This is a genomic window from Sphingomonas sp. PvP055 (genome assembly GCF_040546365.1).
GTDB classification, from domain to species: domain Bacteria; phylum Pseudomonadota; class Alphaproteobacteria; order Sphingomonadales; family Sphingomonadaceae; genus Sphingomonas; species Sphingomonas echinoides_A.
On sequence record NZ_JBEPNS010000001.1, the window covers coordinates 3,129,254 to 3,140,511 of the forward strand.

At 65.8% G+C, this 11,258-nt stretch carries 11 protein-coding genes; 2 read left to right on the forward strand and 9 right to left on the reverse strand.

The features are described 5' to 3' along the window. Positions 1–5 precede the first annotated feature (5 nt). From ABIC16_RS14780 to ABIC16_RS14815, 8 genes are all read right to left on the reverse strand, one after another. Positions 6–614: a hypothetical protein gene (locus ABIC16_RS14780; RefSeq protein ID WP_354291664.1), complete on the reverse strand. Its 609-nt coding sequence runs from the start codon at positions 612–614 to the stop codon at positions 6–8. Then, positions 611–1,813 carry a M48 family metalloprotease gene (locus ABIC16_RS14785; protein WP_354291665.1) on the reverse strand — a complete coding sequence of 401 codons (1,203 nt, stop codon included), beginning with the start codon at positions 1,811–1,813 and terminating at the stop codon, positions 611–613. Before ABIC16_RS14785 ends, ABIC16_RS14780 begins: the two co-directional genes overlap by 4 nt. Beyond that, entirely contained in the window at positions 1,814–2,557 is a 744-nt protein-coding gene (locus tag ABIC16_RS14790) for a hypothetical protein (protein WP_354291666.1), read from the reverse strand. 122 nt (positions 2,558–2,679) lie between these two features. After that, complete coding sequence (gene gatB, locus ABIC16_RS14795; protein ID WP_354291667.1) at positions 2,680–4,155, reverse strand: Asp-tRNA(Asn)/Glu-tRNA(Gln) amidotransferase subunit GatB; 1,476 nt, start codon at positions 4,153–4,155, stop codon at positions 2,680–2,682. A gap of 71 nt (positions 4,156–4,226) precedes the next feature. After that, a complete protein-coding gene (locus ABIC16_RS14800) occupies positions 4,227–5,024 on the reverse strand; it encodes an FkbM family methyltransferase (protein WP_354291668.1) in 798 nt (265 codons plus the stop codon). Positions 5,025–5,093: 69 nt separating this feature from the next. After that, positions 5,094–6,578, reverse strand: a complete 1,485-nt coding sequence (gene gatA, locus ABIC16_RS14805; protein WP_354291669.1) for an Asp-tRNA(Asn)/Glu-tRNA(Gln) amidotransferase subunit GatA — start codon at positions 6,576–6,578, stop codon at positions 5,094–5,096. Further along, positions 6,578–6,880: an Asp-tRNA(Asn)/Glu-tRNA(Gln) amidotransferase subunit GatC gene (gene gatC, locus ABIC16_RS14810; protein ID WP_354291670.1), complete on the reverse strand. Its 303-nt coding sequence runs from the start codon at positions 6,878–6,880 to the stop codon at positions 6,578–6,580. The genes gatA and gatC overlap by 1 nt, the downstream gene beginning before the upstream one ends. A 37-nt stretch (positions 6,881–6,917) precedes the next feature. Beyond that, positions 6,918–8,699 (reverse strand): DUF4153 domain-containing protein, encoded by a 1,782-nt coding sequence (locus ABIC16_RS14815; protein WP_354291671.1) that lies wholly within the window; start codon positions 8,697–8,699, stop codon positions 6,918–6,920. Between the two features lie 142 nt (positions 8,700–8,841). Between ABIC16_RS14815 and ABIC16_RS14820 the strand changes: the two genes are divergently transcribed. Both ABIC16_RS14820 and ruvX read left to right on the forward strand, forming a co-directional pair. Next, complete coding sequence (locus ABIC16_RS14820; RefSeq protein WP_354291672.1) at positions 8,842–9,996, forward strand: DUF3089 domain-containing protein; 1,155 nt, start codon at positions 8,842–8,844, stop codon at positions 9,994–9,996. Next, positions 9,993–10,457 (forward strand): Holliday junction resolvase RuvX, encoded by a 465-nt coding sequence (gene ruvX, locus ABIC16_RS14825; protein ID WP_354291673.1) that lies wholly within the window; start codon positions 9,993–9,995, stop codon positions 10,455–10,457. Before ABIC16_RS14820 ends, ruvX begins: the two co-directional genes overlap by 4 nt. A gap of 68 nt (positions 10,458–10,525) precedes the next feature. Here the strand turns inward: ruvX and ABIC16_RS14830 are convergent, their stop codons facing one another. Beyond that, positions 10,526–11,104 (reverse strand): PEPxxWA-CTERM sorting domain-containing protein, encoded by a 579-nt coding sequence (locus tag ABIC16_RS14830; protein WP_277971093.1) that lies wholly within the window; start codon positions 11,102–11,104, stop codon positions 10,526–10,528. Positions 11,105–11,258 lie beyond the last annotated feature (154 nt).

The following is an 11,258-nucleotide window of genomic DNA, read 5'->3' on the forward strand; positions in this document are numbered from 1 at the left end:
TCCCGCTATCGTGCGATCGCTGCCTTGGCGATGATCGCACGATAAGCGGGGGCGTCGCGGTCATAGAAGAATATGGCCGGCGCATCGAAAATGATCATGAACAATCGCCCGTCGACGATCGCGGCAACACCGTCCCCACGACGCCGCACCTCCTCATCGACTCGGGCGTAGGTGTAGGTAAACGCCACCCCCTTTTCGCCCAGAAACCGCGCCGGGGCGATCGTTTCGATGGTCATGACGGGGGTGTTGAGCGCAATCCGGTAGCTGGATTCGAACAGCGCAGGAATATCGGTCAGCAACATCGTGCGCGAGAAGCGCGGCAGCGGCTTGGAATGTTTGTCGACCTCGCGAAATAGCGTCCGGTTCGGCTCGATCCCACCGTAGAAGGTCACTTCGTTCAGTCCGTCCCCGTCGATCGTCCAGCTTTCCGAGCGGCGTCCGGGCCGCGCGCCCATCCTGTTCCACTCGCAATCGGGCGTCACCGTCATCGGCGATCTGGCGACCGCCACGGGCACGTGCGCCGCAACCAGTGTGTTCGCCGCCAGCGCGGGCTGCGCCGCCGCCAGCAGGATCGCGCAGAACCAGCGCGTGTGCTTGGCGGGGGTTGCCCTCACTGAATCAACGTCGCGATCATCGCCGCGTCCTGTGCAGCGGGTTTCATTGTCAGATAGGTCCTGAGCGCCGCTACCCCGCCCGTATCGCGACTGCGCAATTGCGCCAGCCCCAACCCGCGATACGCCTCGGCACGGGTCGGATCGCGCGCGATGACCTCCCGGTAGAAACCGGCCGCTGCGACCAGGTCTCGTGGATGGCCGCGCGCCCGGTAGAGTTCGCCGCGCGCGAACAGCAGGTCCGCCGACCACTGCGCGCCCGCCATCCGACGCAGGATGAAATCGGTCCCGGCGAAATCGTTGCGCTTGATCTCGTCCGACAGCCACGCCGCGCGCCACGGTGCCAGCGCCGCGTCGTACCGCTCCTTGCCGTCTTCCCCCGGCTTGTTCATCGCCAGCGCGAGCTGTCGCAAGGTCGTCGTTCGCTCGATCGTAGAAGGATGGTCGTCGGTAAAGCCGGCACGATCGTAGCGGGTACTGCGTTGACGGCGGCCATGCGCGGTCGCATCCTTCTCATCCAGCAGCTGATCCCAGATGTCGGGGAAACGCTGCGGATCGTAAGGGGACGCCTTGAGATACGCCATCGACAGCAGGTCCGCCTGCCGCTCCTGATCGCGGGTATGGGCATAAGTCGATCCGATCGCCGACGTCTGCACCGACCGCGCGATTCGCACCGTGTCATAGGCGCTGCGGCCGCCGTACGCCCACGCCGCCGCCCCCGCGACCCTCGCCCATGCGGCAATGCCCCCCGCCGTCCGGTCATGCCTGAAGCCATGCAAGCTGTGCCGCAATTCGAAATGCGCGAATTCGTGGCCTAGGATGGACGCGAGCTCAGCCTCGTCGCGTGCCCGAAGCAACAGGCCGGTATGGACGATCATCATCCCGTTCGCCGCCATCGACGCGTTCAAGCTGGTGTCGCGAACGATATAGGGCCGGACGGCCTGGCACCGCGCCGCGCCGACGGTCCGGCAGACCACTTGCATGACATAGGCTTTGAGCGGCGCATCGTTGATGACCACGGTCGAATCGCGAAAGCTGCGCTCGCGCTCGTCAAATTCCATCCAGATCCCGCGCTCGTCGACACCCTGTGGCTGATACGCTCCGCTATAGGGCGGCAGGCTGGGGATCGGCTCCGCGTGCGCCGCCACGCCCGTCAACAACGCGACCGCCGCCGCCGCCCGGCGCCATTGGCCAGGCCACATCTACTTGACCGTCTGGCTGGCGGGCATCGCGCTGCCCGGAAAGCCCTCGAGCAATTGCGCCACGCGTTTTTTCGCGCCCTCGGGGGTGCGGACGTCGCCCCCCATCGCCATATCGGCATTGAGCCACACCAGATCGCCGGTGCGCAGGTCGACCAGCCCCCCCATCCCGGTGTGCTCGCCAGACTTGACCGAAACGTACGCCATTGCTGCGAAAACCTGCAGGAACTTGCGTCCGGTCGACCCAAACTGGTCCTGATTCGACACGAAAAGGGCGTAATCCGCGCGCGTTCCCCGCGCGATTTCGGCGACGCCGGGCCCCATCGTCCAATCGAACTGCCCCTTGCGTTTCTTGCTCGGCAAGCGGTTTCCGGCGAAGAACTGATAGCGCACCACGCTATCCGCAAGCACCGAGAAAAGCGCGCGATACTCCGCCATCACCTGCGCGGCGGGGCCAACAGGCTCGTCGGCAACGATCACCTGATTGCCCAGGCGAGTCTGCGCAAGGGTCAGTGCCGCCGCGATATTTTCGCGCGCCTGCGCGGTCCAGTCGGCATCGGGCTCGAACATCCCGCCGGTCGATTGCGCGCCGACCGAGATCGTCGGGCGGATCAGCAGGATCGTCGCTGAACGCGGCGGCAGAACGAAGCCCGGCTTCGTCCCCGTCCGCTCCTGCGCCCACGCAACCTGCGGCAAGATCACCAGCAGGATGCAGGCACAACGCAGCGCGCAAAGTTGCAACGGCATAAAGCCCCCTGTCATCGCCCTTGCCCCCAAGGTCGATGACAAAGAGTATGCGCCAACAGCGGAAAAGATCAAGGTCCGGGCCCACGACGATCAATAATCGTGCAGAGCCCGAGGATTGAACGTTAGCCCAATACTTTCTTCAGTACTTCATTGACGACGCCGGGATTTGCCTTTCCGCCCATCGCCTTCATGGTCTGCCCGACGAAGAAGCCGAACAACTTGTCCTTGCCGCCGCGATAGTCGGCAACCTTGTCTTCGTTCGCCGCCATCACTTCGGCGATGACGCGCTCGATCTCGCCCGTATCGCTGGTCTGCTTGAGCCCGCGCTCCTCGACCACGGCGCCTGCGCCCTGCCCGGTTTCGAGCATGATCTCAAACACCTGCTTGGCGAGACTCCCCGACAGCGTCCCATCCGCGACCAGTCCGAGCAGCTCGGCGGCCTGCGTCGGGCTGACCGGCGAGGTCGTGAAATCGGTCCCGGTGCGGTTGAGCGCGCCGAACAATTCCGACGTCGTCCAGTTCGCCGCCGCGACCGGTTTCGTCCCTGTTTCCAGCAACGTATCGAACCACCGCGCCGCCTCTACCTCGGCGGTCAGCACCGCCGCGGCATACGGCGTGATGCCGAGCGCCTCATAGCGCCGCCGCTTGGCGTCGGGCAGTTCGGGCAAGGACGCGCGGCATTCCTCGAGGAACGCATCGTCGAGTTCGAGCGGCAACAGATCCGGATCCGGGAAGTACCTGTAATCGTGTGCATCTTCCTTCGACCGCATCGAGCGCGTCTCGTTGCGATCGGGGTCGTACAGCCGCGTTTCCTGGACGATCCGGCCGCCGTCCTCGAGCACCTCGACCTGCCGCCGCGCTTCCTGCTCGACCACCGCCATCACGAAGCGGACCGAGTTGACGTTCTTGGTCTCGGTCCGCGTGCCGAGCGGGTCACCCGCCTTGCGCACGCTTACGTTGACGTCGGCGCGCATCGAACCTTCCTCCATATTCCCGTCGCATGACCCGACATAACGCAGGATCGACCGTAGCTTGCGCAGGTAAGCCCCTGCTTCTGCAGGAGATGTCATGTCCGGCTTGGACACGATCTCCATCAGCGCAACGCCCGATCGGTTGAGATCGACGTAGGAGCGCGTCGGATGCTGATCGTGCATCAGCTTGCCCGCGTCCTGCTCGACGTGGATCCGCTCGACGCCGATGCGCTTGCCGCTCTGATCGGGGTTCTTGTCGTCGAGACTGATATCGATCGCGCCCTCGCCCACAAGCGGATGATAAAGCTGGCTGATCTGATAACCCTGCGGCAGATCGGCGTAGAAATAGTTCTTGCGATCGAACCGCGACCATTTGTTGATCTGCGCGTCGATCGCCATGCCGGTGCGGACCGCCTGCCGGATGCACTCGCGGTTGGGCACGGGGAGCATCCCCGGCATCGCGGCATCGACCAGCGACACCTGGCTGTTGGGCTCGGCCCCGAACGCGGTCGCCGCGCCCGAGAACAGCTTGGCGTTGGAGGTCACCTGCGCATGGACCTCGAGGCCGACAACGACCTCCCAGTCACCGGTTTCGCCATGAATCGTATAAGTCTGATGTTCGCTCATGCGCGCTGGCTAGCACGCAGATTGCCGCTCTGCATTTGGAAAATCACGCACGACGCGTCGCCGAAAGCGCGTCAGTGCTGGACAGGCGCCGCGCGCAGGTACGCCAGATTTTCGCCCTGAATGAAAATCTCGAACTCCCGCGTACCGAAGGCGCGCTGAAAACTGCGGCTCGTCCCCTTCCCCGGCAGCATCCAATCGTGCGGCTCGACGAAGATCAGTGCGGTGTCATCGATCCAGTCGGTATTCCCGTCAAAGACGTCCGCCTCGAAGCCCTCGATATCGATCTTGACGATCAGCGGCACCCCCCCGGGCACGCGAGCAATGGCGTCCGCGATGGTCAGCACCTCGCATCCGCTGGCACTGCGTTCGGTCTGCACCGCCCAGGCGGCATCGGCCGGTACGACGGTAACAAATCCGCGTTCGCCCCCAACCGCCGCCTGCAGGACGAGCATCCCGTCGAGATGCGCGGTATTGGCACGCGCCATTTCGGCATTGGCGGCATCAGGCTCGATCGCGACGATCCAGGCGTCGGGAAATTGCTGGCGAAACCAAAGCGATGCGGCGCCGATATTGGCACCAGCATCGACGATTACCGGGAACTGGCCATTCGCCAGGATGCGCGCATACTCGCGCTGCACAGAGTCGCGAACATAGCCATCGGTAAGCGCATATTCGCGATTGCGAAAGATCTGTCGAAGAACGCTGAAGTCGCTGGTTCGTGGCCTGACACTGACGCTGATGTTTCCCGGCACGACAACAGGTATACGCGCGGCGCTTGCAAACCAGGCGCGAAGTCCGCCCAGCCAGAACTGTGGCCCGGCCTCCGCCAGATCTCTCCAGGAACCGCCGACGCGCTGCAGCATCCCCATTCTTCGTCCCCCGCCGCGCGCAGATTTACCATTGCGCGGCGTTTTACTCAAGCAGGGGTCGGGATCAGCTTACCACCAGCGCTCTGCCCGCGCGGTGAAGCCGGCGCGTTCCTCCAGCGCCAGCCCCGCATTCAACACGCCCTGCTCGTCGAGCGGCTTGCCGATGATCTGCAACCCGAGCGGCAGCCCGGCATGGTCGAGCCCACCCGGAACGCTCATCGCGGGCAAGCCGGCAAGCGACGACGGCACCGTGAACACGTCGTTCAAATACATCGCGATCGGATCCGCGCTCTTCTCGCCCAGCGCGAAGGCGGCGGACGGTGCGGTCGGGGTCAGCAGCACGTCGCACTTGGCCCACGCCTGTTCGAAATCACGCGCGATCAGCGTGCGGATCTTGGATGCCTGGGTGAAATAGGCGTCGTAATAACCCGCCGACAGCACGTACGTGCCGATCATGATCCGGCGCTTGACCTCATCGCCGAACCCGTCGGCGCGGGTCGCGGCATACATTTCCTGCAGGTTCGCCCCCTCGGGCAAGTCGCGCAGGCCGTACCGCACGCCGTCATACCGCGCGAGGTTGGACGATGCCTCCGCAGGGGCAATGATGTAATAGGCTGGAAGCGCATATTTGGTGTGCGGGAGCGACACCTCAACGATCTCTGCCCCGGCGTCCTTAAGCCAGTCGATCCCCTGCTGCCACAGCGCCTCGATTTCGGGGGGCATGTTGTCGACGCGATATTCCTTCGGAATACCGACGCGCTTGCCCTTGAGATCGCTGGACAATCCCGCTTCCCACGCAGGCACCGGCAAGTCGAGCGACGTCGCGTCCTTCGCATCGAACCCGCTCATCGCGCCGAGCATGATCGCGCAGTCGCGCACGTCGCGCGCCATCGGCCCGGCCTGGTCGAGCGACGAGGCAAACGCGATCGTCCCCCAGCGCGAGCAGCGCCCGTAGGTCGGCTTGATGCCGGAAATGCCGGTGAACGCGGCGGGCTGACGGATTGAGCCGCCGGTGTCGGTGCCAGTCGCTGCCGGGCACAGCCGCGCCGCGATCGCCGCGGACGACCCGCCCGACGATCCACCCGGCGCGAGCGCGGCGTTGCCGCCATCGTTCCGCCGCCACGGCGAGATAACGTTGCCAAACGCCGATGTCTCGTTCGACGATCCCATCGCGAACTGGTCCATGTTCAGCTTGCCGAGCATCCCCGCGCCCGCATCCCACAGATTGGCTGACACGGTCGATTCATAGGGAGGCGTGAAGCCGGCGAGGATGTGGCTCGCCGCGGTCGTGGTCACGCCCTTGGTGCAGAACAGGTCCTTCATCCCGATCGGCACGCCCGCCAGGGGCTTGAGCGTCTCGCCCTTTGCGCGTGCCGCATCGGCAGCGTCTGCGGCAGCGAGCGCATGGTCGGGGGTTTCGACGAGGAACGCGTTCAGCGCCTTGGCGGCGGACACGTTGGCGATGAACCCTTCGGCCACTTCGCGCGCAGTGAAGCTGCCGTTGCGCACGCCGTCACGGATCGCGGCGACGCCAAGATTGGTAAGGTCGGTCATTATTCGATCACCTTGGGCACGGTGAAAAACCCGTGCTCGGCCTGGGGGGCGTTGGACAAAACGGAATCACGGATCCCGCCACCAGTCAGCGGGTCCGCGTTGACGACATCGTCCCGCAACCGCAGATGGTTGGGAATCACCGCGGTCATCGGCGCGATGCCGGCCGTGTCGACCTCGCTCAATTGCTCGATCCAGCCCATGATATTGTCGAGCTCGGGCGCAATGCGCGCGGCTTGCTCTTCGGTGATCGCAATGCGGGCCAGGCTGGCGATCTTGGTGACGGTGGCGATGGTGACTGACATGGCTTGCGGCTAGCAGAGCGCCCGAGCCTTGCGCAACCTATTCGAACGGATCCCCGACCGGAACGCCCCCGACGAACACCCGGCGCGCGGGCACTGCACGGATCTCGACCCGGCCCGCGGCGTCCCCCGCCTTGAGCGCGGCGCGTTCTGCGGGCGTCAGCGGGAGCCGCGCATCGTCGTCGACCCGCGCCCAGGCATCCCCAGTTCGGCGATAGCGCGCGGCACCGCAGCCCGATCGCAGCACCGGGCTCGCGGGCGTGGCCGTCGGCGGATCGCGCGTCAGATCGTCGATGCAGCTTTGCGAGATCGACACCGCCTCGCGCGCACCGGGGGCGTAAAGCAGCGTGCAGCGATTCTCGCGATTGGAGCGGCACCCCTGCCAGTCGGTCAGTACGCTACGCAAGGCGAGCGGCACGGGCACCGTCACCGGCAGCACGCGCAGGCGTTTGACGAGCAAGTCGGCATCGGTCTGCGTGCGGTCGATCCCCGCGATCTCCCACCGATTGGTCTTGGTCGCGACCTCCCTGGCACGCGCCGCGATCACCGGATTGGTTGAGCGCGCGAGACGCCGGAGCGCGGCCTTGCCGGGATCGCCGAAATCGAATGCCAGCGCCGCCCAGTCGAACTTTGCCGACGTCACCCGGCCCGCCTCGAGCCGCGCGACCTGATCGGCGCTCGACAGCGTGTTGAAGCTCGCGAGCGGCGTGGCAAGCAGCAGCCCGACCCCCGCCACGAGGAAGGCGATCCGCAAATTGCTCGGCCGCACGAACGCGCCCCACGCGTGCCGTCCGCGGACCAGCGCGACCAGATAGGCCACGCCGTACACACTGGCGAAGCCGACGAAGACGACCGCCCATAGCCGGTCCGGCGTCAGGCCATATTGCCCGATCCGCAGCCCCGTCGCGATCCCTGCGATCACCGCCAGCGGCAGCACTGCGAGCGCCAGCGCCATCGCGCCGAAGCGCAGCACCGGGTTAGTCGCCTCCTCGTCCGTGCCATTGCCGATCACCGCATTGGAAAGGATCAGCGCGCCGATCACGCAGCCGAGCAGGATCGGCGTGGTCGACTTGGTCGCCTCCCACAGCGCATCGAGCCCGGTGAAAGGCAAGGCGAGCAGAAACACCAGCAACCCAGCGCCGAGCACCGGGGCCAGCACCGCGAGCACCGCAGTCACCACCCGCTGGAGCAGCCGCAGCACCCCGTCGCGTTCGCGCAACAGCCCGAGCGCCCCGCCGAAACTCGCGCCGAACAACACGGCGTTGCACCAATTGTGCTGCAACAGGTCGCGCAGAAAATGCAGCCCGATCAGATCGAACAGCGCTGACAGCAGCCATGCGAGCGCAAACACGACGCCGGTGAACAGCCAGCACGCGCCCCACAGCACGACGTTGGTCCAGGCCTCGCCATGCACGTCGGCATAGGGGAAGCGCCACGCGCCATGGTCGCGCGCGGTCTGGAACAGCGGCACCGCGATCGCGATCGCCAGGAACAGGCTCGCGCTATGCCAATTGTACCAGGCGCCCCAGCCCCCGTCCCCACCATTCCAGTAGAGGATCAGCCCGGACACCAATCCGACGACCGCGCCGAACAACGCCGCCCCCCACCAGCGCCGGCGCTCGAGCGCAAAGCCGAAGGTGACGGCCCCGGTGCCGATCGCGGTCGCCAGCGCGATTCGCCACGCTGCCGGATCGACCGCGGGGAAACGCGGCTTCGCGATATCCAGCACCTGCTGCACCGCCAGCGCCGCCAGCGCGCCGACCAGCGCGAGCACGATCGGGCGGATCGGCCACCCGATCCCGGCGCGGGTACCTTCGGTCATTTCGTCCATCGCTTCGTTCCCCACGCTGGTGCGCTACGGACAGCAGCGCCAAGGCGATTGCAAGCGCCGCGATCCTGCTGCACGGAAATGCCATCACGTCTGCATGGGCACTGCCGCGCCATGCCCGTGGGAGGTGGACCGCTTGGCGCGCAAGTTTCTCTACATTTTCAGCGGCCTGATCGTGCTCGCGATCGCCGGGGCCTTTGCCTATGCGATCTGGGGCAAGGAATTGATCGCGCTGGCGACGGTGCCGACCGCCGGTTTCGAGCGCTTGCCCGCTGAAAGCACGGCGCACTATCGCGAAGCCCGCATGTGGCTGGCGCGCCCCGATATTTCGGGCAACCCAGCGTCATGGACCCCGCCCGGCTACACCCCCGCGCGGACGCCGCAGGCCGCGGTGTTCTTCGTCCATCCGACCTCGTTCCTCGAACGCTCGCGCTGGAACGCGCCGCTCGACAATCAGGAAGCCAATGATCGGGCCGCCTTGTTCCTGCGGGGTCAGGCAAGCGCGTTCAACGAAGTCGGCGCGATCTGGGCACCGCGTTACCGCCAGGCGACCTTCGGGGCGTTCCTGACGACGCAGGAGAATGCCGGAAAGGCGCTCGATCTCGCCTATCACGACGTTGCCGCCGCGTTCGACGCGTTCGTCGCGCAAGCCGGGGACCGGCCGATCATCCTCGCCGGCCACAGCCAAGGGTCGCTCCACCTCGTCCGGCTGCTCCGCGAGAAGATCGCGGGCAAGCCGATCGCGAAACGCATCGTCGCCGCCTATGTCGTCGGCTGGCCGGTCTCGCGGACGACCGATTTGCCCGCGCTCGGCCTGCCCGAATGCCGCACTGCCGATCAGGCCGGGTGCATCCTGTCGTGGCAGAGCTTCGCCGAACCCGCCGACCCGTCGCTGGTGCTCGATGCCTATGACGCGAGCAGCACGATCGACGGCAAACCCCGCCGCGGCACGCCGATGATCTGCACCAACCCGCTGACCGGCATGCCCGACGCGACCGCCCCCGCGACCGCCAACCTTGGCACGCTGTTCCCTTCGGCGGACCTGACGAGCGCGACGATCGAACCCGGGCAAGTCGCCGCCCGCTGCGACCCGCGTGGGATTTTGCTGATCGGCAATCCGCCGTCGCTCGGCGGCTATGTCCTGCCCGGCAACAATTACCACGTGTACGACTACAGCCTGTTCTGGGCGAACGTCCGCGCCGATGCGGCCCGCCGGCTCGCGACGTTCACTGCGGCGTCGGTCCCCGCTGGGCAACGCCGGCGCGCCATGCGAACAAGCCGCCTGTCATGATCACGACCGACCGCCTCGAATTCCGCGCCGCCCTCCCCACCGGGGGGCGGCTGATCGGCCTGGATGTCGGCACCAAGACGATCGGCACCGCCTTGTGCGACGCGGGCTGGAGCTTCGCCTCGCCCGCGCTGCTGATCCGCCGGACCAAGTTCCAGAAGGACAAGATCGCGCTCGCCGAATTGATCGCGGCGCAGCAGGTGAAGGGGATCGTGATCGGCCTCCCGCTCAACCTGACCGACGGCAGCGAAAGCCCGCGCAGCCAGTCGAGCCGCGCCTTCGCCCGCAACCTTGCGGATCTCGCGCTGCCGATCTTCCTCCAGGATGAACGCTGGTCGACGCAAGCCGTGACGCGCACGCTGATCGAGCAAGACGCCAGCCGGGCGAAACGCGCCGAGCTGGTCGACAAGATGGCGGCGGCCTACATCCTGCAAAGCGCGATCGACGCGCTGGTCGCGATCTGAAGCACGCTTTACCCGCGCTGCTTCAGTAACGAATTAAACGTGCCTGCGAGCGCTGAAGGCGAACGCTTTCAGGCGACGGCAAGCTGCGGCGTGCGCCGGAGCGACCGCAGCGCAGCGCCGATTCCCCCAAACCCTAGGATCATCATGATCCACGTCGCGGACTCGGGAACTGCCGGTGGTGTCACCGGCGGCGTGGTGACGGGCGTCAGCGTGAATTGCTGAGGACCGAACTGAGCGTCGCGATCGGTCCCGGTATTGCCGTAATACTCCCCGAGAAACGCCTCATTGCCGTTCACGCCGTAAAAGAGGTTGCCGCTGAGGCCGTTGACGTAGTCGAAACCGATGCCGAAGCCCGTGACGGGCACGCCGGTCGCGAACAGATATTGGTCGGAACCCCCTGATGCGCCCGGATAGAGAGCGTTCAGCCCGGCGATGAGAACACCACCGCGCGAGCCGCTGATTCCGGTTACGGTATAAGCTTCGCGTCCATCGACGGTCGTCGTCGTATCGGTCGTGGTGAAGATCCCCGACGCGAAAACGTCACCGCTGAAATAGCTGTACTGGAACTCGGCGGCCATGGCGGGGGTGGCTACTGCGGCGAAAGCGCCTGCAATCGTCAACGCGAGCGTCGTTCTCAATCCAAACATGATCGTTTCCTGTCGCCGGCAATACTACGCTAACGGTTCGTTTACGATGAACCGAGTGAATTACAAGCGGCGTAGGTGTCCTACAATGGGTCTACTTTTGCCCATGACGTGTACTATGTTGTTGACGATCAATCATTTGCGCATCGCGGCGGGG

Bases quoted from the DNA above. Each gene is read 5' to 3' on its own strand.
- ABIC16_RS14785 (WP_354291665.1), bottom strand. From the start codon at position 1,813: ATGTGGCCTGGCCAATGGCGCCGGGCGGCGGCGGCGGTCGCGTTGTTG.
- ABIC16_RS14790 (WP_354291666.1), bottom strand. From the start codon at position 2,557: ATGCCGTTGCAACTTTGCGCGCTGCGTTGTGCCTGCATCCTGCTGGTG.
- gatB (WP_354291667.1), bottom strand. From the start codon at position 4,155: ATGAGCGAACATCAGACTTATACGATTCATGGCGAAACCGGTGACTGG.
- ABIC16_RS14800 (WP_354291668.1), bottom strand. From the start codon at position 5,024: ATGGGGATGCTGCAGCGCGTCGGCGGTTCCTGGAGAGATCTGGCGGAG.
- gatA (WP_354291669.1), bottom strand. From the start codon at position 6,578: ATGACCGACCTTACCAATCTTGGCGTCGCCGCGATCCGTGACGGCGTG.
- gatC (WP_354291670.1), bottom strand. From the start codon at position 6,880: ATGTCAGTCACCATCGCCACCGTCACCAAGATCGCCAGCCTGGCCCGC.
- ABIC16_RS14815 (WP_354291671.1), bottom strand. From the start codon at position 8,699: ATGACCGAAGGTACCCGCGCCGGGATCGGGTGGCCGATCCGCCCGATC.
- ruvX (WP_354291673.1), top strand. From the start codon at position 9,993: ATGATCACGACCGACCGCCTCGAATTCCGCGCCGCCCTCCCCACCGGG.
- ABIC16_RS14830 (WP_277971093.1), bottom strand. From the start codon at position 11,104: ATGTTTGGATTGAGAACGACGCTCGCGTTGACGATTGCAGGCGCTTTC.